The sequence below is a fragment of the Streptomyces sp. HB132 genome, from assembly GCF_016909575.1.
GTDB lineage: Bacteria > Actinomycetota > Actinomycetes > Streptomycetales > Streptomycetaceae > Streptomyces.
In genome coordinates this window covers 261,931-283,434 of the sequence record NZ_JAFBGA010000009.1, presented here as the reverse complement: position 1 = coordinate 283,434, position 21,504 = coordinate 261,931, and the positions used below count along the sequence as shown (strand labels likewise).

17 protein-coding genes and 1 riboswitch are annotated in these 21,504 nt (G+C 70.7%); of the genes, 12 read left to right on the top strand and 5 right to left on the bottom strand.

The annotated features are described in order from the left end of the window. Positions 1–298: 298 nt before the first annotated feature. Complete coding sequence (locus tag JOC24_RS21720; RefSeq protein WP_205022013.1) at positions 299–1,564, top strand: glycoside hydrolase family 18 protein; 1,266 nt, start codon at positions 299–301, stop codon at positions 1,562–1,564. Positions 1,565–1,654: 90 nt separating this feature from the next. On the opposite strand, the gene JOC24_RS33840 is transcribed toward JOC24_RS21720, so the two are convergent. Continuing rightward, the gene (locus tag JOC24_RS33840) at positions 1,655–1,789 is read right to left on the bottom strand and encodes an SCO1431 family membrane protein (protein ID WP_205022012.1); all 135 of its coding nucleotides are present in this window, start codon (positions 1,787–1,789) and stop codon (positions 1,655–1,657) included. A gap of 1,069 nt (positions 1,790–2,858) precedes the next feature. Between JOC24_RS33840 and JOC24_RS21710 the strand changes: the two genes are divergently transcribed. The 6 genes from JOC24_RS21710 (at position 2,859) to JOC24_RS21685 (ending at position 8,935) form a co-directional block, all read left to right on the top strand. After that, a complete protein-coding gene (locus tag JOC24_RS21710; RefSeq protein WP_205022011.1) occupies positions 2,859–4,196 on the top strand; it encodes a hemolysin family protein in 1,338 nt (445 codons plus the stop codon). After that, a complete protein-coding gene (locus JOC24_RS21705) occupies positions 4,193–5,212 on the top strand; it encodes a hemolysin family protein (protein ID WP_205022010.1) in 1,020 nt (339 codons plus the stop codon). The genes JOC24_RS21710 and JOC24_RS21705 overlap by 4 nt, the downstream gene beginning before the upstream one ends. Before the next feature lie 386 nt (positions 5,213–5,598). After that, a complete protein-coding gene (locus tag JOC24_RS21700; RefSeq protein WP_205022009.1) occupies positions 5,599–6,117 on the top strand; it encodes a toxin-antitoxin system HicB family antitoxin in 519 nt (172 codons plus the stop codon). Positions 6,118–6,199: 82 nt separating this feature from the next. Continuing rightward, positions 6,200–7,042 (top strand): DUF4097 family beta strand repeat-containing protein, encoded by an 843-nt coding sequence (locus tag JOC24_RS21695; RefSeq protein ID WP_205022008.1) that lies wholly within the window; start codon positions 6,200–6,202, stop codon positions 7,040–7,042. An 82-nt stretch (positions 7,043–7,124) separates the two neighbouring features. Next, positions 7,125–8,147, top strand: coding sequence for an ATP-binding cassette domain-containing protein (locus tag JOC24_RS21690; protein ID WP_205022007.1), 1,023 nt, complete (start codon positions 7,125–7,127; stop codon positions 8,145–8,147). After that, the gene (locus JOC24_RS21685) at positions 8,144–8,935 is read left to right on the top strand and encodes an ABC transporter permease (RefSeq protein WP_205022006.1); all 792 of its coding nucleotides are present in this window, start codon (positions 8,144–8,146) and stop codon (positions 8,933–8,935) included. Before JOC24_RS21690 ends, JOC24_RS21685 begins: the two co-directional genes overlap by 4 nt. A gap of 348 nt (positions 8,936–9,283) precedes the next feature. Here JOC24_RS21685 and JOC24_RS21680 read toward each other — a convergent pair whose 3' ends face one another. From JOC24_RS21680 to JOC24_RS21665, 4 genes are all read right to left on the bottom strand, one after another. Then, positions 9,284–10,309 carry an ABC transporter substrate-binding protein gene (locus JOC24_RS21680; RefSeq protein WP_205022005.1) on the bottom strand — a complete coding sequence of 342 codons (1,026 nt, stop codon included), beginning with the start codon at positions 10,307–10,309 and terminating at the stop codon, positions 9,284–9,286. A gap of 38 nt (positions 10,310–10,347) precedes the next feature. Then, positions 10,348–11,121 (bottom strand): ABC transporter ATP-binding protein, encoded by a 774-nt coding sequence (locus tag JOC24_RS21675; protein ID WP_205022004.1) that lies wholly within the window; start codon positions 11,119–11,121, stop codon positions 10,348–10,350. Beyond that, a complete protein-coding gene (locus JOC24_RS21670; protein ID WP_205022003.1) occupies positions 11,121–12,230 on the bottom strand; it encodes a FecCD family ABC transporter permease in 1,110 nt (369 codons plus the stop codon). Before JOC24_RS21670 ends, JOC24_RS21675 begins: the two co-directional genes overlap by 1 nt. Before the next feature lie 100 nt (positions 12,231–12,330). Continuing rightward, a riboswitch (cobalamin riboswitch) is annotated at positions 12,331–12,473 on the bottom strand. A gap of 261 nt (positions 12,474–12,734) precedes the next feature. Then, the gene (locus JOC24_RS21665; protein ID WP_205022002.1) at positions 12,735–13,652 is read right to left on the bottom strand and encodes an endo-beta-N-acetylglucosaminidase H; all 918 of its coding nucleotides are present in this window, start codon (positions 13,650–13,652) and stop codon (positions 12,735–12,737) included. Positions 13,653–14,457: 805 nt separating this feature from the next. Here JOC24_RS21665 and JOC24_RS21660 point away from each other — a divergent pair. The 5 genes from JOC24_RS21660 to JOC24_RS21640 all read left to right on the top strand — a co-directional run bounded on the left by JOC24_RS21660 (position 14,458) and on the right by JOC24_RS21640 (position 21,494). Then, a complete protein-coding gene (locus JOC24_RS21660) occupies positions 14,458–16,905 on the top strand; it encodes a sensor histidine kinase (protein ID WP_205022001.1) in 2,448 nt (815 codons plus the stop codon). Next, complete coding sequence (locus tag JOC24_RS21655; protein ID WP_205022000.1) at positions 16,902–17,306, top strand: roadblock/LC7 domain-containing protein; 405 nt, start codon at positions 16,902–16,904, stop codon at positions 17,304–17,306. Before JOC24_RS21660 ends, JOC24_RS21655 begins: the two co-directional genes overlap by 4 nt. Positions 17,307–17,393: 87 nt before the next feature. After that, positions 17,394–18,596 (top strand): ABC transporter substrate-binding protein, encoded by a 1,203-nt coding sequence (locus JOC24_RS21650; RefSeq protein ID WP_205021999.1) that lies wholly within the window; start codon positions 17,394–17,396, stop codon positions 18,594–18,596. 1 nt (position 18,597) lies between these two features. Continuing rightward, positions 18,598–20,682, top strand: a complete 2,085-nt coding sequence (locus tag JOC24_RS21645) for a branched-chain amino acid ABC transporter permease (protein WP_205021998.1) — start codon at positions 18,598–18,600, stop codon at positions 20,680–20,682. Then, a complete protein-coding gene (locus JOC24_RS21640; protein ID WP_205021997.1) occupies positions 20,679–21,494 on the top strand; it encodes an ABC transporter ATP-binding protein in 816 nt (271 codons plus the stop codon). The genes JOC24_RS21645 and JOC24_RS21640 overlap by 4 nt, the downstream gene beginning before the upstream one ends. The last annotated feature ends 10 nt before the right edge of the window (positions 21,495–21,504 follow it).

The following is a 21,504-nucleotide window of genomic DNA, read 5'->3' as shown; positions in this document are numbered from 1 at the left end:
TGCGGCACCGCCGGGTGGTCCCGGGCGGTGCCCGGAAATCTACGGCTCCCCAGCCGATCCTGCCTTCCCGGATCACGGGAGGCGCTGGCCAGCGGCTGTGGCGCGTTGAGTATGCCCGATCGGAGCCCGGGCGTCACCGGTCAGTCTGGGCCCCGGTCGGCGAAATTGGTCCGAACCATTGACCCCACTGGTCTAGTCCTTCTACGGTTCCCCCCAACGCCTCATCGCGTCCATGCCAATTCGGACGGCCGGGGGCGCACACCCCCCACACCCAAGCCCTCCCCCACGAGGAGCCACAATGACCGGACTTCACCGTCCTCGCGCCCGCCTCAGGGCGCTCGTCGCCACTGCCTGTACCGCCGCGCTCGGAGCCGCCCTTCTCGGCGTCGCGGGTACGTCCTCAGCGGGCGCGGCCTCCGCCGCTCCCGAGGCCGCCGCACCGGCGGCCGCCCCCACCGCGGCCGGCGACAAGGTGGTCGGATACTTCACCAACTGGGGTGTCTACGACCGCGATTACCACGTCAAGAACATCGAGACGTCGGGCTCGGCCGACAAGCTGACGCACATCAATTACGCCTTCGGGAACGTCCAGGGCGGCAAGTGCACCATCGGGGACAGCTACGCCGACCACGAGAAGGCGTACACGGCCGACCAGTCGGTGGACGGCGTCGCGGACACCTGGGACCAGGAACTGCGCGGCAACTTCAACCAGTTGCGCAAGCTGAAGAAGCTGCACCCGGACCTGAAGGTCCTCTGGTCCTTCGGCGGCTGGAGCTGGTCCGGCGGCTTCGCCGAGGCCGCACAAAACCCCGCCGCCTTCGCCGAGTCCTGCTACGGCCTGGTCGAGGACCCGCGCTGGGCCGATGTCTTCGACGGCATCGACATCGACTGGGAGTACCCGAACGCCTGCGGCCTGACCTGCGACACCAGCGGCCGCGATGCCTACGGCGGCCTCCTGTCGGCCCTGCGGTCGAAGTTCGGCACGGACAACCTGATCACCTCGGCGATCACGGCGGACGGGTCCGACGGCGGCAAGATCGACGCGGTGGACTACGCGGGGGCGGCGCAGTACCTGGACTGGTACAACCCGATGACGTACGACTTCTTCGGCGCGTTCGCGGCGCAGGGCCCGACGGCTCCGCACTCGCCTCTGACCTCCTACCCGGGTATCCCGACGGAGGGCTTCAACAGCGACGCGGCGATCTCCAAGCTCCAGGGCCTGGGCATCCCCTCGGAGAAGCTCCTGCTGGGCATCGGCTTCTACGGCCGCGGCTGGACCGGCGTCACCCAGGCGGAGCCGGGCGGCACGGCGACCGGGGCGGCCGCGGGGACGTACGAGGCCGGCATCGAGGACTACAAGGCCCTCAAGGGCAGCTGCCCGGCCACCGGCACGGTCGCCGGCACCGCGTACGCCCACTGCGGCACCAACTGGTGGAGCTACGACACCCCGGCCACCATCGCCACGAAGATGGACTACAAGAACGAGCAGGGCCTGGGCGGCACCTTCTTCTGGGAGCTCAGCGGCGACACCGCGAACGGTGAGCTCATCAAGGCCATCAACTAGCCCCGGCGGGGTACACGCACCGCAGGGCGGGTCAGGGGTGGGGTGCCGGGCGGGCGCCCCACCTCACCCGTCCACGGGAATGACGGCATGTCAGGGCAGTCCCGCCCGGGTGACGAACACGGCGAGGACGACGAGCGTCCGGCCCGGAACGCGCTCCGGGATCTTCGGCCCGTCGTCCGGGCCGCCGGCGCGGTCGCGGGTCCGGTTCGCGGATGTGGTGATCACGGCATCGCGCTCGGCCGTTCGGCGACGGGCGTCCCCTCACATCATCCGACCGGAGTGCCACCGGCTACGGCCGGCGCGGTAGAGATCCGGTTCGCAGCCGCCCGACGACCGACGCTCGATCCCCCTCCCCCGGCACACGGACGCCACCGGCTCATGGACGCACGGGGGCGGCGTCGGCCGTGGCGGACACCACGTGGTCGCGCGGCTGCGGGGGCGGGTGGCCCTGGACCCGCTCCGCCGTGGGAGCCGCGGGCCGGACGGCACCGGAGGCTCGTCGTGAGCTCCCCGCGCCGTCCGGCCGATGCCACACCGGATGGATGCCCCCGGCGACGGACCGACGCCGACGAGCGGTCGTAGCAGCCCCCTGGACGCATGGCGGATCACCCACGCACGCACGCCCCCGCCGCCGAGGCCGGTGGCTCGGGAACGCGGCCGCGGGGCCGGAACGTGGCTCGCCGTGATGCCGCCGGACTACGCCTCCCGCGGCTCGAGGCCGGGACATGGGCGCGGACAGGCACGGGGCAAGCGCTATGCCCGCACGCCGCGCGACCTGATCGCCGGTGACGAGACCCGACCGGCCCTCCCCGTCCCGCACGAACTCCCGCTCGACCCGTCGCGACCGGAGGCAGAGGAGCGGCCCCGGTCCACGCGGGCACGGTCCCGGGGTGAGGGTGCCGGCCGGGGGCACCGAGGGGCTCCTGCTCGAGCCGGCCGCCCGCAGGGGCCAGGCAACTTCTACAAGTGAGTAGAAGCATAGAGTTGCCCCTGCGGGCCGGGGCGCGCCCCGAGAAGCCCGCACGCACAGGTCGGAATCAAGCTCCTGAGCCGATCCCGGGGCCACGTCCGCGGTCACCTCCTGAACGCCTGCCGGTGCCGGACGGGCGGTATGCCTCTGTCGGACGGTGCGCTCGGTGGCCGGGAACGCGATTCCGGTCAGAATCGTTTTGCGTATGCACACCTAGTTGAGGAGCTCTCGCTTGTCCGCCAGATCGACGGACCCTTCCGAATACAGTCCCCGGCCATCCCGCCCAGCGCTTACCGCGCACGGCACCCGGCGGGGTGGTGTCGGATGAGTGCCGCACAGGCCTGGCTCGGCGTGCTGTCCGTTTTCGTGCTGACCGCGGGAACGGGCTACTTCGTCGCCCAGGAGTTCGCCTACGTCTCCGCCGACCGGCTCGCCCTCGCCCGTCAGGCCGAGGCCGGTGACAGGAAGGCCGCCCGCGCACTGACCGTGCTGGGGCGGTTGTCGTTCATGCTTTCGGGCGCCCAGCTCGGCATCACCGTGACCGGTCTGGTCGTGGGCTTCATCGCCGAGCCGTCCGTCTCGGCCATCCTGCGGCCGGTCCTGTCCGGCCTCGGCATTCCCGACGGCGCCGTGACCGGCATCTCCGTCGTACTCGCCTTCGTGCTCGCCACCGCGGTGCAGATGGTGCTGGGCGAACTGGCCCCGAAGAACCTGGCCATCGCCGTCCCGGAGCGGCTGGCGAAGGCGCTGGCCGGCTCCACACTCGCGTACCTCAAGGTCGTCGGACCCGTGGTGCGGATCTTCGACGGGGCGGCCAACAAGCTGCTGCGCAGGATCGGCATCGAACCGGTCGAGGAGCTGCACCACGGTGCCACCCTGGAGGAGCTCGGCCACCTGATCGGCGAGTCCCACGAGCAGGGGCAGTTGCCGCGCGGCACGGCCGAACTGCTCGACCACGCACTGGAGTTCTCCGAGCGGACACTGCACGCAGTGATGGTGCCGCGTGCCGACGCGGTCTTCGTACGCAAGGACGCCACGGCCGCCGAGGCGATCGGCCTCATCGGCAAGCACGGCCACTCCAACTACCCGGTGCTCGGCGACCACCCCGACGACATCGCGGGCGTGCTGGGTGTGCGGGAGCTCATGGGGCTGCCCGCCGAGCGGCTCACCGGCGCCACCGCCGGCGCCGTGGCACGCGGGGCACTCCTGCTGCCGGACACGCTGCCCCTGCCGGGTGCCGTCGAGCGCATGCGGGAGCGGGACGACGAGTTCGCCGTGGTCCTGGACGAACACGGTGGCGTGGCCGGTGTCGTCACCTACGAGGACATCGCCGAGGAGCTGGTGGGTGACATCGCCGACGAGTCGGACACGGTCACCGCGGTGGCCGTCGCGGACGGCGACGGCTGGATCGTGGACGCCGGGCGCCGCCTGGACGAGGTGGCCGAGACCACCGGGATCGAACTGCCCGCCGACGAGGACTACGACACGGTGGCCGGCCTGATCATCGACCGGCTCGGACGCTTCCCGGCCATCGGCGACCGTCTCACGGTGCGGCTGCCGCACGACGCTGTCGCTGTGATCGACGTGCGTGCCCTCGACCGGCACGTGCCGGAACGCATCCGTATCGAGCGTCTGGCCGACGAGCCGGAGGAGCGGGCATGAGTTTCCCGATGGCGGTCTTCGTCACCGTGCTGCTGCTGGTCGGCAGCGGCTTCTTCGTCGCGGCCGAGTTCGCGCTGGTCGCCGCCAAGCGGCACCGGATGGAAAGGGCCGTGGCCGAGGGGCAGCGGGGCGCCAAGGCGGCGTTGGCCGGCATGCGTGAGCTGTCACTGATGCTGGCCGGCGCCCAGCTCGGCATCACGGTGTGCACGCTGGGCCTGGGGTCGGTGTCGAAGCCGGCGATCTCCCACGAGCTGGACCCGCTGCTGCACGAGCTGGGGCTTCCCAGCGCGCTCAGCTACGGTGTCGCGTTCGCCGTGGCGATGGTCGTGGTGGTGTTCCTGCACATGGTGCTCGGCGAGATGGCCCCCAAGTCCTGGGCCATCGCCCACCCCGAGCGCTCCGCGATGCTGCTCTCCCCGCCCTTCCGGAGCGTCGTGAAGACCGTGCGCCCCCTGATCTGGGTCCTCAACAGGATCAGCAACGGCCTGGTGCGGTTGTGCCGGGTCGCCCCGCGCCACGAGCTGACCTCCGTCCACAACCGCGAGCAGCTCACGCACCTGGTGGAGGAGTCGGAGCGGCTCGGTCTGATCAGTGAGACCGACTCCGAACTGCTGACGCGCTCGCTGACCGAGCCGGAGACGCCGGTTCGCGACCTGCAGATCCCGGCCGCCGACATCTCCGCCGTGGACGGCGAGGCGGACGCGGAGCAGATCCTGCGTCTGGCCGCCGGCACCGACCGCACCCGGCTACTGGTCCGCGGCCAGGGGACCGTCCTCGGGTCGGTGCACGCCCGTGACGTCCTCGTCGCGCGTGCCCAGGGAAGGGACACCGTCGCGCGTGAACTGGCCCGACCCGTGCCGGAACTGACGGAGGACGCCACGGTCGCCGAGGCGATCGAACTCCTGCGCAGGCGCCGGGCATCGCTCGCCGTCGTCCGGGACGCATCGGGCGTACTCACCGGCATGGTCAGCCTGGACGATCTGCTGGCCCGTTTCCTTCAGCCTCAGAAGGCGTAACAGGCGTCGACGTGCGAGCGCCCCGGCACGCGCCGGGGCGCTCGCACGCGTGGTACCGGCGTGATGCCGACCGGCGCCGTGGAATGTTCGGACGCGACACCTCACCGGTCGGGCCAGCCGTCCGCATCCGGATCCCGGAGACCTGCCGGCGGCCGGAGCAGCCGGCAGCCGCCGAGGGCGGCGTCACGCGACACCATCTGGCGCCACTCTGGCACCAGCCAATGCCACCTCACCCTCCCAGGAGCATCCACACCAGACCGGTGCCACGATTTCATGGAAATGCATCACCACATTTGCGCAGGTCAAAGCGGTAGCGTCAGCGATCGGACAGAAGAACGCCGCACTTCCGCTTGCGCATGGCACCACAGTGGTGCCACTATGGCGCCATGGACCTCACGCCGTATGTCGACACCCTGCGCCGCGAACTCGCGGTGGCCGCCGAAGCCGGCGGCGAAGAAGCCCGCGCCCTCGCAGAGAGGCTCACCGCCCCCCTGGAGTCGGCGACCCGGCTGACCATGCTCAACGTGCTCTCCGCCGCGACGGACGAGATCACCCGTGAACTCGCCCCCGGCTCGGTCGACGTACGGCTGCGCGGGCTCGACCCCGACTTCGTGGTGACACTGCCGCCCGCCGGCGGAGGCGCACTTCCGGAAGCGGCCACACCAGGCGAGGCGCTCACGAACCCGGCCCCGGCCGACGGGGAAGAGGGTGGCACCGCCCGCGTCAATCTGCGCCTGCCCGCCCACCTCAAGGCCCGCGCCGAGGAGGCCGCAACCCGCGAGGGCCTGTCGGTCAACGCTTGGCTGGTGCGGGCCGTGTCGGCAGCGGTCGACGGCGGGACGCGACCGCGTACGACGGAGAAGGCACAGACCGTCGGACAGAGCTTCACGGGCTGGGTGCGCTAGCCGCACCTCCGCCCACGCCACTTCACCCACACCACCCCCCACCAGCGGGGACGACCTGAAGACCCAAGAGGACGGGACAGCCATGCCTTCTTTCGACACTCCCCAAGCAATCTCGGCCACGGCGCACGTGGAGGCCGGTTCCATCCAGTTCACCGCGGGCGACCGCCTCGACACCGTGGTCGAGGTGCGGCCCCGCGACCCGAAGAAGGACCTGGACGTGCGGACCGCGGACCAGACCGAGGTCACGTACGCGAACGGCGCCCTGACCGTCCGGACACCCAAGTCCAACCTGTTCGGCCGGACCGGCACCGTCGACGTGACGGTCGAACTGCCCACGGGTTCACGCATCGACATGACGGGCTCCTGGGCCCAGGTACTCGGCGAGGGCAGGCTCGGCGAGGTCCGGGCGAAGGTCTCGTCCGGTGACGTCCGCCTCGACACGACCGGCCCTCTGCATCTCAAGGCGTCCCACGGATCGATCACAGTGGACCGGGTCGAGGGCATGGCCGAGATCACCACCAGCTCCGGCAGCCTGCGCGTCGGCCTCGTCGACGGCCCCGCCGTCCTGAAGAACTCGCACGGCACCACGACCGTCGGCGCCGCGACCGGAGAACTGCGGGTGAGCGGCGCCAACGGCGACATCGAGATCCGGCGAGCCGATGGCCCGGTGACCGCCACCACCGCCCACGGCACCCTGCGCGTGGACGGAGTGACACGCGGCACCGTCCAGTTGGAGACCGCGTACGGCGCCATCGACGTCGGCGTCCGTGAAGGCACGGCCGCCTGGCTCGACGTACACGCGGGCTCCGGACAGGTGCGCAACACGCTCACCGCGTCCGAGGCACCTGAGCCGTCCGCGGAGACCGTCAAGATCCGCGCCCGCACCCGGCACGGCAACATCGACATCCGACGCACCAAGGCCTGACCCCCGACGGATCCGTCTCGACTCCACCGCCCGTCGATCCACCCAAGCCCGTTACCGGGAGGACCACATGCCTTCTTCTGTCATGCCCACATCCAGTCGCGGTGGGGCTCCGCAGTCGCCCCCTGCCGTCTCCGCCATAGGTCTGCGCAAGTCCTACGGCGACAGGACCGTCCTCGACGGGATCGACCTGTACATCCCGGCCGGGTCCGTGTTCGCACTGCTGGGTCCGAACGGCGCCGGAAAAACCACCGCCGTGAAGATCCTCTCCACGCTCGTCCCGGCCGACGGCGGGCAGGCCCAGGTCGGCGGTCACGACATCGCCACCGCCCCGCAGTCCGTGCGCGCCACGATCGGTGTCACCGGGCAGTTCTCCGCCGTGGACGGACTGATCACCGGCGAGGAGAACATGCTCCTCATGGCGGACCTGCACCACCTGCCCAGGAGCGAGGGCCGAAGGACCGCCACCCGGCTCCTGGAACGCTTCGACCTGGTGGACGCCGCGAGGAAACCCGCCCAGAGCTACTCCGGCGGCATGAAACGCCGCCTCGACATCGCCATGACCCTCGTCGGCAGCCCGCGCATCATCTTCCTCGACGAACCCACCACCGGGCTCGACCCCCGCTCCCGCCACACCATGTGGAAAATCATCCGCGAACTCGTCACCGACGGCGTCACCGTCTTCCTCACCACCCAGTACCTCGAGGAAGCCGACGAACTCGCCGACCGCATCGCCGTCCTCGACAACGGCAGGATCGCCGCCGAAGGAAGCGCCGACGAACTCAAACGACTCGTCCCCGGCGGACACGTCCGCCTCCGCTTCACCGACCCGGCCACCTACCACCACGCCGCAACCGCACTGCGGGAAACCACCAGGGACGACGACGCACTGTCCCTCCACATCCCCAGCGACGGCAGCCAACGCGAACTGCGCTCCCTCCTGGACCGACTCGACTCCGCCGGCATCGACGCCGACGAACTCACCGTCCACACACCCGACCTCGACGACGTCTTCTTCGCCCTGACCGGCGACACCGACCTCCCCCACCAGACCCACCCGATCCACCGGACCGAGCGGACCGACCAGACCAAGGAGGACGTCCGATGAGCTCCCTCCCCCTCGCCGTACGCGACTCGACCACCATGCTGCGCCGCAACCTCCTGCACGCCCGGCGCTACCCCTCCATGACCCTCAACCTGCTGCTCACCCCGGTCATGCTGCTCCTGCTCTTCGTCTACGTCTTCGGCGAGGTCATGAGCGCCGGCATCGGGGACGGCGGGGCCGACCGGTCCGACTACATCGCGTATCTCATCCCGGGCATCCTGCTGATGACCATCGGCGGTACCACGATCGGCACCGCGGTGTCCGTCTCCATGGATATGACCGAGGGGATCGTCGCCCGCTTCCGCACGATGGCCGTCAGCCGCGGATCCGTCCTCATCGGGCACGTCGTCGGCAGCGTGCTGCAGTGCGTGGCGAGCGTGGTCCTCGTCGGCGCCGTCGGGGTGGCCATCGGGTTCCGTTCCACGGACGCCACAGCCCTGGAGTGGTTGGCGGCACTCGGGCTGCTCGTACTGTTCTCCCTGGCACTCACCTGGATCGCGGTCGGTATGGGTCTGTCCGGTCCGAACCCCGAGGCCGCCAGCAACAACGCCGTGCCGCTCATCTTCCTGCCGCTCGTCTCCAGCGCCTTCGTCCCGGTCGACGCGATGCCGGGATGGTTCCAGCCGGTCGCCGAGTACCAGCCGTTCACCCCGGCCATCGAGACCCTCCGGGGACTGCTGCTGGGCAGCGAGATCGGCCACAACGGCTGGCTTGCCGTCGCCTGGTGCCTGGTGCTTGTCGTCCTCGGTTACTTCTGGTCCCGGTCGTTGTTCGGCCGCGACCCCCGGTAGGGCGAGGCCGGTCAGCATTCCGCCCCGCTCCAGGGCGGCGGACTCCGACACCCGTCGGCGTCCGCCGCCCTGTCGCGTCTCCGGCCGTCTCCGCCCTGATGGGGCAGTCCCCGGGCCTCGAGCGCGGGTGGCGCATCTCCGCTCTTCCGGACAGGACGGGGCAGGCGCCGCCGCGGCGCGTGGTGACGCGGACGCCCGACTCCCTGACCGCGTCGGCGGGTGGGGCCACCGACCAGTCACCGCCGGACCGGGCTGCCGCGGCTCGTGATGGTGTCGCCCTCCCCCCTTACGCGGGGCCGCGACCGGCCGGCCCACCCGGGGCGAGCACGGCGTGCACGCGGGCTCGGTTCAGGAGCCGAGCTTCCTCAGTTCCGCGGCGAGCGAGCTGACGGCTGCGGGGTTACGCGGGCTTTCGACGAGGTCCACGTAGTCGAGGACGACGATCCGGTCGTTCTTGACGGCGGACACGTTCGCGAGTGGCTTGTAGGACGTGAGGAACTCGCGCTTCTGCTCCGCCGTCGTGTCACCGTAGTTGTTGATCACGATGACCTCGGGGTCACGGGCGACGACCGTCTCCCAACCCACTGTGGTCCAGCTGTCCTTGAGGTCCTTCATGATGTGGTCGCCACCGGCCTTGGTGATGATGTCGTGCGGTCCGGCGTAGGCACCGGATGTCAGGGGCTTGTCCTGCCCGTCGTCGTAGAGGAAGACGCGCGGCCGGTCAGCGCCCTTCGGCGCCTTCTCCTTGGCTTCGGACACCTGCTTCCGGAACGAGGTGATGAGCGTTTCGGCCCTTTCCTCGACATCGAACATCCTGCCCAGGTTCCGCAGGTCGGTGTACAGCGCGTCGAGCGGCGCCATCACCCCCCGCGCCTTCCCCTGCCCGTTCCGGCAGGACTCACTGAGCAGATACGAGTCGATGCCCACACGTTCCAGCTCGGCGGGGGTGAAGCCTTCGCCCTCGTTGAAGCCGTAGTTCCATCCCGCGAACACCAGATCGGCGTCGGCGTCCAGGACCAGTTCCTTGTTGATCCGCTCCTTCGACAGCCATTCGGTCTTCGTGTAGCCGTCCTTCCAGGGCACGGACGTGAGGTCCCCCTTGTCGTCCGGCATGACGTACCCCGCCATGTGGTCCTCGAGTCCGAGCGCGAACATGATCTCGGTGATGCCGACGTCGTTGGTGACCACGCGCTGCGGGGCCTTGGCGTACGTCTTCTTCTCACCGCAGTTCTCGACCGTCACCGGATAGGGGCCGTCGGCGGCCCGGGCCCCGTCCTCCTTTTCTTCCCGGGAGGTGACCTCCGCCCCGCAGCCGGTGAGGGCGACGGCGGCGAGGACGAGGGCGAGCGCGGCAGGTCGTGCGGAGGCGGGCATGACGGCGGGAACTCCTTGGAGACGGGTACGGGGAGGGACTACGCGGAGGGAAGACGGTCGAAGAGGAGCTGTGTCGCGCCCGTCTCGGGGTGCGGTACGCGGTGCGCCCGGACCCCGAAGACGCCGGCCAGCAACGTGGGCGTGAGCACCTCGTGCGGCGCGCCGGAGGCGACGATCCGCCCCCCGTCGATGACGTGGATGAGGTCGCAGTGCTGCGCCGCGAGGTTGAGGTCGTGCAGCGCGGTGAGCACGGTCAGTCCGCTGCCCCTCACCAGCGCGAGGACCTCCAACTGCTGTGCGATGTCGAGATGGTTGGTGGGCTCGTCGAGTACCAGCACCTGGGGTTGCTGAGCGAGCGCGCGGGCGATCAGGACCCGTTGCCGCTCACCACCGGAGAGGGTGAGAAGACCACGGTCGGCCAGATGCGCGGCCCCTACGTGCGCCAGCGCCGCCTCACACGTCCGCCGGTCCTCCTCGGTGGCCCGGGCCACCGGCCCCTGGTGCGGGAGACGGCCCATGGCCACGACCTCGGCCACAGTGAAGTCGAACTCCGCCACCGCTTCCTGCGGAAGGGCGGCCAGTCGGCGCGCACTCTCTCGCGCGCCCAGACCGAGAAGATCATCGCCACCGACCCGGACAGCACCGGCCGTGGGACGCAGGGCCCGGTACACGCAGCGCAACAGCGTCGACTTCCCGCTGCCGTTGGGGCCGACGAGACCGACGACCTCTCCGCTGCCCGCACGCAGGGTGGCGTCCTCCACCAGCCGCGCACCGGCGATCTCGACCGTGAGTGCCTCGATGTCGACCCGCATCACACGCCTCCGAAGGTGTAGGTCCGGCGGCGCATGAGCAGCACGAAGCAGGGTACGCCGACGGCCGCCGTCAGTACGCCCACGGGCAGTTCGGCGGGCGCCAGCACGACCCGCGACAGGACGTCCACCCAGATCAGCAGGACGGCACCTGCCAGGGGGGCGACGGCCAGCAGTCGCCGGTGGTCCGCGCCGACCAGCATCCGGGCGGCGTGCGGGACCATCAGGCCCACGAAGCCGATCGCGCCGCTGACCGCGACGACGGCCCCGGTGACCGCCGCGGAGACGAGGAAGAGTTCCTTGCGCAGCCTCCCCGGGTCCACCCCCAGTGCGGCAGCGGTCTCGTCGCCCATCGCCAGGGCGTTCAGGCGACGCGCCGAGCAGCCGAGGTGGACGAGGCCGGCGAGCACGGTGCCGGCGGCGATCGGCACGGAGGACCAGTTGGCCCCGCCCAGGCTGCCGAGCAGCCACATCATCGCGGACCGGGCCGCCTCGCCGCGCTCGGCGGCGAACACCATGAACGTGGTCACGGCCGAGAAACCGTAGTACATCGCGGTACCGGTCAGCACGAGCCGGAGCGGCGTCAGGCCCCGGGCGGTCCGGGCGATCGTGTACACCAGCACCATGGCGAGCAGGGCGGAGAGGAACGCCGCCGTCGACAGTGCCCACACACCGAGTGCGCCGAAGGCTCCGAAGATGAGCACGGCGTTGGCGCCGACGGCCGCACCCGAGGAGATGCCGAGGACGAACGGGTCGGCGAGCGCGTTGCGCACCATTGCCTGCACGGCGACGCCGACCGCCGCCAGCCCGGCCCCGACGACCGCGGCCAGCACGGCGCGCGGAAAGCGGAGTTCCCAGACGATGGTGTACGAGGAGACCTCGTCCGGCGCGATCGTCCCGCCGGTCAGCCCTGCCCACAGACAGTGCAGCGCCTCGCTCCATGAGAGCCCCGAGGCCCCGATTCCCGTCCCGCAGGCAAGGGACAGGGGGAGCGCGACGCACAAGCCGGTCACGAGCAGGGGCAAGGAGAGGCGTGCGGGCGGTGCTGGCCCCCTGCCGGTGCGCGCACCGCGCACCGGCGGAGGAGGTATTCGGTCACGGAGCTTGGCCACGGGCGCATCGCCTTCGCCTCGGGCCGTGCACCTACGTGATCCAAGGAGCGGCTCCGGACGCCAGGCGCCGTGCGCAGCACCTCTCGCAGTCCACGGCGATCGACAGGAGCTTCACCACCGCGGGTAATCGGGCTCACGGAACCGAATGCACAAGTTCCGCCTACCGTTGCGGGTCAGCGCCGGATTTCGACCGGACTTCCCCCACGAGGCGCTTGCAGCTTAGCGGGTACTCCGCGGCTTCTGACGGTCGGAGCCGGGATGCGACGGACCAGGGGAGCGGACAAGCCCCGGCGGCCGGCGGTACGGCACGAAGGCAACCCGGCAGGGCATCATCCCGTGCCGGAGCCACGACCGCCGCGACCGTGGCCGGACGTCCCCGAGACATCGCTGCCGATGGTCGTGACCACCCTTGCATCCCCGGGCCGTCCCCACTGCTCCGGTGCGAACGCCACCCCCCGCCGACGGGCGTGCTTACGAACTAGCCGAAGGGGGAGCTGCGCCACCTCACGGCGTGTAGACGGCGTCGCTGCCGTACAGCTGCCTGGTGAACGCGGACACGTCGGCGCTGCGATCGGAGCCGTCGAGGTTGTACGTCAGATAGACGCCGTACCCGTCGCTGACGGTGCGGCGGGCGAGGTCGGCGACCGTACTCTGCGGGGTCCGGCCGATCTCGACGGCCGCCGGCGACAACTTCGACTTGGGCAGTGCCAGGCCGGGTACCTGCCAGGTGCCGTAGTACGGGTTCCAGGCGTAGTCGAAGGTGGAGGAGACGTCGACACCGCCGTAGGACAGGCGCGACGCGGACGGGCCGATGTTGTAGAGACTGATGATCTTGTCCGGCATGTCCGCGCGCAGTGCCGTCACCAGGTGCACGAACGAGCTGTCGTTGGGCTGGCCGGTGCCGTTGTTGCCGTAACCGGCGTATTCGTCGTCGAAGTCGATGCCGTCGAGGCCGTACGTGGCCACGGTGTCCGACAACTGTTCGGCGAACGCCGAAGCCGCCTGCTGGTTCGGGAAGTTGGCGAAGCCCGCGCCCTGGTGGTTGCCGAGCACCGAGAGGACGACCTTGATGCCCTTCTGCTGCAACGGCCGTATCTCCGTGGCGGCGTTGTCGAGGACGCGCTGCACGTTCTCGTTGAAGGACAGATACGCCGCCTTCGCGCCCGTGTCGTAGTTGATGTTCGCTGCGAAGATCACGGCGACGTCGAAGACGTTGCCCCCACCGCCGGCGAGGGTGTACTTGCCCACGTTGAGCACGCTGTTGTTGTTCACCTCGACGTACGCCACCGAGGTGGGCCCCTGTTTCGCGGGAACGGGGGCCGCTGCCGCGCCGGTCGTGGCGGTCGCGCCGGAGGCGAGGACAGCGACGGCCGAGAGCGCGAGCGCGGCCGCCCTCACTCTGCTCCGTACCGGAGTGGGCATCGTCGATCGGCCTCCCATCGCATGGTCGGCGCCCGACCTGTTCGGAAAGCGCCGAGTGAGCCCTCCGAGCCTTCCGCCCCCATGAGCGAATCACGAGAATTTCGTCCGAACTCTCACGACTCCCACGCATGTTCCACGTCAACCCAAGACCTCTGCGCAGGAATTGAGGTGCACAGTCCCCCGACCGGCCAGCTCCTGGGGGAGATGGGCGGGTTCGCGGGGGTTCGGATCGTGGCAGCTGTCCCTGCTCACGCCCGGGACGGTCTCCTCGCCCGGCCCTCCCGAAGCCGTCGAGTGGGGACGCACCGCGGAGCGGGCCGGACGGAGTCAAATTTCCGCGACGAGATCCGAGCGTTCGACCGGCCGGTCAAAACGCCGAGTCAGAGGGCGCCGTGCGCGGTTCGCGCATCGGGCCGCGTACGTTCTCGGGACACCCGAGCGCTGGTCAGGCAGGGTACGAAGCGGTAACTCCGAACCTTGGTCCGGGCTCTGGAGAGTGCGCGGTCTGAGCGGTTGCGACCGGGTGGGACCGCCCTTGTGTAATCAGTGCGCATATTTTTTCGCAGTGATACGGGTCCGTAGCCGCGTGCAACGTCATAAGATCATGCCGCCACAGGGGGCCGCTTACGTCAAGCAGCGCTGTCCCCCGCACGATTCGCCCCATCCGCGCCGTCCGCTCCACCTCGACGGCCGTGCCCTGCCCCGACGTCCCCACCGACACCCCTACCGACGCCCCCCACAACCCGTTAACAGGTATCTGCGTGTCACCGATACTCAGCGCCGGTTCCGGCAACGGAGCCGCGAAGTGAAAATCAATCGTCGCCTCGTCCTCCTCGTGACCGCGCCTCTCACCGTGGCCATCACCTTCTCGGTCCTGGCCCTCGCACCCGCCACCAACCAGGCGCTCCAGGCCAACCGGCTGACGTCGATGGTCGATGCCGCCACCGGCGCGGGGGAGTTGACCCACCAATTACAGCGTGAGCGGGCAGCGGCCACCGCCCTGGTCTCCGGGCAGGACAGCGCGGACGCGTTCCGGGTCCGTGCCGACGCGACCGATGCGAGCATCGCGAGATTCCGGGACCGGACCGGGCACCTCTCCGGGGTGCCCGGCAACGCACAGGACGCCCTGGACCGCATCGACCGCTTCATCGACGAGATGCCCGCGCTCCGCGCGCAGGTGCGCTCGGGCAGCAGCACCATCTCGGCGCTCGCGTTCGGCTACCGGATCGTGATCGCCGACCTCAACGGCTACCGTGACGGAATCGCCCAGGCGGACGGCGTCGACGCCGACATCGCGGACCGGATCCGCGCCGCCGCCGCGCTGTCCGAGGCGTCGGAGCACACGGCCCAGCAGCAGGTCACCGTGATGAGGGCGCAGGCCGCGGGCGGTTTCACCACCGCCTCCCAGCGGACGTTCGACGCGAGTCGGCTGGGCTACACCGAGTCGATCGGCGTCATGTTCGACCTCGGCCCCGGCCAGTGGCGGACCTGGCTGGAGCGCACGCTCTCCGGAGCGAAGGCGCTGGAGGCCCGGCGACTCGAGGACGAGATCGGGCGCGCGGCGACCGGCACGGACCTCACGGTCACTCCGCAGGAGTGGCAGAAGGCCTCCAACGACCGGCAGGACCTGTTGCGTTCGGTGGAGGAACGGATCGACGAGTCCGTCTTCGCCCTGGTCTCCGACACGCGCACCACGCTCATGTGGACGGCCGGTGCCGAGGTCGCCCTGGTCGTACTGACCCTGGTCGGCGCCGTCGTCGTCGCGATCCGCCTGGGTCGCGTCATGATCCGGCGGCTGCACGACCTGCGCAACGCCGCTCACGAGGTCGCCCATACCGGACTGCCCGCCGTGATGAGTGAGCTGTCCCAGCCGGGCGCACTGAGCGGGGCGACGCCCGAACAGGTGGCCCGGCGGACGGGTGACCCGGTCACGACGACGGGCGAGGACGAGATCGGCGAGGTCGGCGACGCGTTCAACGCCGTCCACCACGAAGCCGTCCGCCTGGCCGCTCAACAGGCTCTGATTCACGAGCAGTTCGCCGAAACACTGGTCGGCGTGGCCCGCAGGGGTGCGCAGTTGACCGCCGTCATGGTGTCCGAGCTGGACACGGTACAGCGCGACGAGGCCGACCCCGTGCGGATGAGAACCCTCTTCGCTCTGGACCACCTCGCTGTCCGCATGGAGCGCAACACCAACAACCTCCTGGTACTCGGCGGTTACGGGAACGCCCGGGTACGCGCTGCCGATGTCGGCTGCTCCACCGTCATCGTGGCCGCCGCTCAGCAGATCGAGCGATTCGAGCGCGTGTCCCTCGGGGCGATCGAAGCAGGAATCGGCATCACCGCCCGCGCCGTGCACGACGTCGCGCACATCCTTGCGGAACTCCTCGACAACGCCACCCGGTTCTCGCCGCCTGACAAGCAGGTCGGGGTCGCCGTATGGCGGCTGTGGGACCGGGCCGTCGTGCAGATCGTCGACGAAGGTGTGGGTATGACGGCGGACCGCCGCGCGGCCCACAACGCCGCGCTGCTGGAACCGCGGGCGGGCATCGGCGACGTACGGTCCATGGGGCTGCACGTGGTGGCACGGCTGGCCGCCCGCCACGGCATCGTCGTCGAACTGCGCGACTCGTCCGGCCCCGGCACCATCGCCGAGGTCACGCTGCCCGCGAAGGTGCTGTCCCGGGACCCGCAGGAAACAGCGCCCCCTCAGCAGGGCACGCTCGGCTCGGCCCCCGGCGGCGATCGTGGCAACGATGTCAGCTACGAGGCGCCCCGTCCGATCACACCGCCTGGACAGGCCGGTCGCCGGCAGCCGGCCGCGACAGGTGCGTGGCCCCACCGCAACGGCGCCTCCGTCGGCGCGGGTGCGGGCGCCGTCGAAGACCGTGCGCGGCTCGGGGACGACCACGCATCGGGCCGGACCGTCGTGGCCGCGGGCGCGGGCCAGGACGGCCGCGACCACGGCACGACGCCGCCCGGCCAGGACGAGCCGACTTCGCGCATTGCCGGAGTCAGCTCCTCAGGACTGCCCCTGCGGCAGCGCAAGACGACGCAGCAGTGGCCCACCCTGGGTAAACGGGACGGCGCCGAACAGCGTTCCGGCGCCACCGCGCCGAGGCCGTCGCCCCGTCGCCGGGACTCCCGGCAGGTCTCCGACGTCCTGGCGGCCTATGCCCAGGGGATCAACAGGAGCACGAACCCCCGTGGGCGCTCCGCTACCGACGACGACACCGAACGGACCAAGAAATGACCTCTTCCACCGACCTGAGCTGGATCCTGAGCGATTTCGCCGGACGCATCCCGGAAGTCACCCAGGCGATAGCCGTGTCCGTGGACGGACTGGCGCTTGCCTACGCGGGCGTGGAGCGTGACGACGCCGAGCGGCTGGCCGCCATCGCGTCCGGCGTCGTCAACCTGCTGTCCGGTGCCGCCCAGTTGATGAACACCGATCCCGTCGAGCACAGCCTCACCGCGATGGACGGCGGCTACATGTTCTCGATGGCCGTCTCCAGCGGCGCCTCGCTGCTGGTGAGCACGACCAGGGACGCGGACATCGGTGAGGTCAGCTACATGATGTCCGAACTGATCAACCAGGTCGGTGACGCACTGTCGCCCCAGGTCCGCGATGCGAGCCTGCCGCCGTTCCGCTGACCGCCGGGCAGGTTCCGTACGGCCGCACCACCCGCTCCCCCGCAAGTCCCGTCCGTCTCGCTCGACACTTCTGATGAGAGCCCCCTCATGTTCTTCGACACACCCCGTTCCCGCCGCCGTGGATTCCGGCCGGCCGGCGCCGCCGCCCTCGCCTTCGGTCTGGCAGCCGTCACCGGCTGCAGCAGCGGCAGCGGCTCCGACGACGAGACCGTGAAGGTGGGCCTGGTGGCCTCCCTGTCCGGCACCTACGAACCGGTCGGCACCGACCTCCGCGCCGGCTTCGAGCTGTACCTCAACACCCACGACAACAAGCTGGGCGGACGCAAGGTCGAGCTCATCGTGGCGGACGAGGGCGACGGTCCGCCGACCGCTGTCCCCGCGGCCACCAAGCTGGTCAAGAAGGACAAGGTCGATGTGCTGACGGGCTTCGTCAGCGGCGGCTCGGTCAACGCGGTGCTGCCGCTGGTCAACCAGGCCAAGATCCCCTTCCTGGGGTCGAACGCCCGGCCGCCCGTGAAGGACCTCGAATACGTGTGGACGACGAGCTTCCTGTCCGACGAACCGGGCAAGGCCATCGCCCCGTACGTCAAGGAGAAGGTCGACGGGCCGGTCTACGCGATAGGTCCCGACTACCAGGGCGGCTACGACGAACTGCGCGGCTTCACCGACGAGTTCAAGCGCGTCAAGGGAAAGCTGGCCAACCCTGACGGCAAGACCACCTGGACGCCGTTCCCGAAGACCACCAACTTCATGCCGTACTTCGCGGAGATCGCCAAGACGGACGCCAAGGCGGTGTACTGCTTCTACGCCGGTAAGGCAGCAATCGATTTCGCGAAGCAGTACGCCCAGTCCGACATCGCCGATCTGCCGCTGTACACGGCCTTCGTCACCGAGGGCAGCGTGCTCCCGGCCCAGGGCGCCGCGGCCAAGGGCATCTACTCCGTCCTGAACTACGCGGCCGACCTCGACAACGAGGCCAACCGCACGTTCGCCGCGGACTGGACCGCCGAGCACGACACGCAGCCCACCACGTACGCGATGTCGTCGTACGACGCGGCCGCCGTGCTGGACAAGGCCGTCGCCGACGCGGCGAAGGACGGCGAGGTGACACCGCGGACGATCAACGAGGCCATCGCGGACCTGGGTCAGATCGACAGCCCACGCGGCGCCTGGGAGTTCGGCGACAAGGCACACTCGCCGGTGCAGACCTGGTACCTGCGCCAGGTGCGGCCGGACGGTGGCCAGCTCGCCAACGTCATGGTCCAGGACCTGGCGACGCTCGGCAGCTGACATGGATCTCCTCGACGCCCACCTCGTACCGGCGGTGGACGGGGTGGCCTACGGGCTGTTGCTTTTCGTGGTCGCCGCCGGTCTGAGCCTCGCCTTCGGCACCGCCGGCGTACTGAATCTGTCGCACGGCACGCTCTACGCGATCGGCGCCTACACGGGAGCCGAACTGAGTGACGGGACCTGGGGCGGCCTCGTTGTCGGACTGGCCGCCGGGACCGCCGCGGCATGCGTCGCCGGGGCGGGTCTCTCCGCCGCGACGGCTCCGCTGGCCCGTCGTGGGCATCTCGCGCAGGCGCTGCTGACGTTCGGGCTGGCCCTGGTCGGCGGAGACCTGCTCATCCAGGTCTTCGGAGCGAACGATCTCCCCGTACGCGTCCCCGAGGCGCTCGATTCCTCGGTGACGCTGCTGGGCCACCGGTATCCCGCGTACCGTCTCGGATTCATCGTGATGGCGGTGCTGCTGGCGGCCTTCGGCACCTGGGTGCTGACCCGGACCCGGATGGGCGCGGCGGTTCGCGCCGCCGCCGACGATCCGCAGATGCTCGCGACCACCGGTCACAACCCCCGGGCCGTGCACACCGGCGTGCTCGCGGCGGCAGGCGCGCTGGCCGGGGCCGCGGGTGTGCTCGGGGCGCCGATCATCGGTCCCGGACCAGGCACGTCCGAGACGGTGCTGATGCTGTCCCTCGTGGTGGTCGTCCTCGGCGGACTGCGCTCGCTGTGGGCGACGCTCGCAGCGGCGGTCGCCGTCGGCGAGGTCCAGACGCTCGGCGTCTCCCTGGCACCGGACCTGGCACCGTACCTGCTCTTCGCCGCGATGGCGGCGGTGTTGGTGCTGCGCTCCCGCTTCGCGGAACCGACGGCCGCGCACGACTCCCACGGCCCGTCCCCGGACCCGGTGGACCGGCTCCGCCGCCGCCTCGTCGCACGTCTGCGGCCCCGTACCACGCGCGGGACGGCCGAAACGGGCCCGCACGACGCTACGGACGCCGCGAAACCCCTTATGGGGGCGCCGGGCTCACCGGCACCGGCGGGCGCACTCGCCAGGGTCGGGGGGCTTGCGCGCGGGGCCGCATGGCGGCAGGCCGCTCCGCTGCTCGTCCTGCTCCTGGTACTGATCGCGCTGCCGGGACTGCTCGATTCGTACAGCATCTCGCTGGCCGGTTCCGCCCTGGCTCTGGGGCTGCTCGCGGTCAGTGTCACCATCCTCACCGGCTACGCCGGACTGCCCACGCTCGGGCAGACCGCGCCGTTCGCCGTGGGCGCGTACGCCACCGCGAACCTCGCGGACGCCGGGTGGACCGCGGGACCCGTACAGATCGTCCTCTCGGCACTAGCCGCCGCCGTCTTCTCCGCGGTGGTCGGACCCGCCGTGATCCGGGCCCGCGGCACCACCGTGCTGATGATCACGCTCGCGGTCGGTGAGCTGACCGGTGCGGTCATCAATCAGCTCAAGTCCGTCACCGGAGGCGCCGACGGTCTCGTCGGCTTCCCGGCCACGCAGGCACTGTGGGGCGGGGAAGGGATGACCGAGGAGAACGAGCTCTACACCTACGCCCTCGTCGTCGCCGCCGTCGCCGTGACCGTCACCCTTCTCGTGCTGCGCTCCCCGGCCGGGAAGCTGATGACCGGAACCCGGAGCGCCGAAGCCCGCATGCGCGCCTCAGGACACCCGGTGGGCCGCTACCTGCTGGTGGCGCACATCTGCGCCGGTGCGCTGGCCGGCGTGGGGGGCTCGCTGATGGTCACCGTCCAGCAGTACCTCTCCCCCGCCGACGTCGGCTTCGAGATCGCCGCTTTCGCCTTGCTGGCGGCCGTCATCGGCGGCACGACGTCCGTGATCGGCGCTCTGATGGGCGCAGGGCTCATCGTCATCACCCGCGACTGGGTCGCCGGGGCTTGGCCCGGCCACGGACCGCTGCTGCTCGGCACGCTGTTCGTCGCCGCCGTCTACCTGCTGCCCCGCGGTCTGGCCGGCCTGCGGGGCGGATCCGGCCGGAGCGGACCGGCTTCCGAGGGTGCGCCACCCGACGAGCGGCCCCCGGCCGCCCCCGCCCCGACCCCCACCGGGAAGGTCTCGCCATGACGCCCGCACCGCACGCCGCCTCGGCGCCTCCGGTCCTCGACCTCGTCCGGCTCACCCGCAGGTACGGCAGTCTCACCGCTGTCGACGACATCAGCCTGCGGCTCCCCGCGGGCGCCCGGCACGCGGTCATCGGCCCCAACGGCGCCGGCAAGACCACCCTGCTCAACCTCATCGCGGGCACCGACCGGCCCGACCACGGCACGATCGCCCTGGACGGCACGGACATCACCCGCACGGCCACTGCCAGACGCAGCCGCCTCGGCATCGCCCGAAGCTTCCAGCAGCCTTCGGTGATAGGTGAGCTGTCCGTGCTGGACAACGTCGTCCTGGCAGGCTGGCCTCACCACCCCAAGCGCCGCGGCGCTTGGCGCAGCCCGTCCCGCTACCGGCAGCACACCGAGTCCGCCGGCCGCCATCTGGAGGCCGTCGGCCTCGCGGACGTCGCCCACCGGCCGGCCTCCACGCTCTCCCACGGCGGGCGCCGCATGCTCGACCTCGCCGCCGCGCTGGCGGGCGAACCGCGCCTGCTGCTGCTGGACGAGCCGGCAGCGGGGCTGACCGACGGCGACATCGGCCGGCTCCTCGGCATCCTCGGCGGTCTGCCGGAGAGCGTCGCCATCATCCTGGTCGAGCACCATGTCGACGTGGTCGTGCAACTCGCCTCATCCGTCAGCGTGCTGGCAGCGGGACGGGTTCTGGTCACGGGGCCGACCCGGGAAGCGCTCGCGCACCCGGAGGTCCGCGACGCGTACCACACCACCGGAACGACGCTTTCCGCCTCCACAGCCTCCACCGGCGAAGCGAAAGGATGACCGCCTCCCG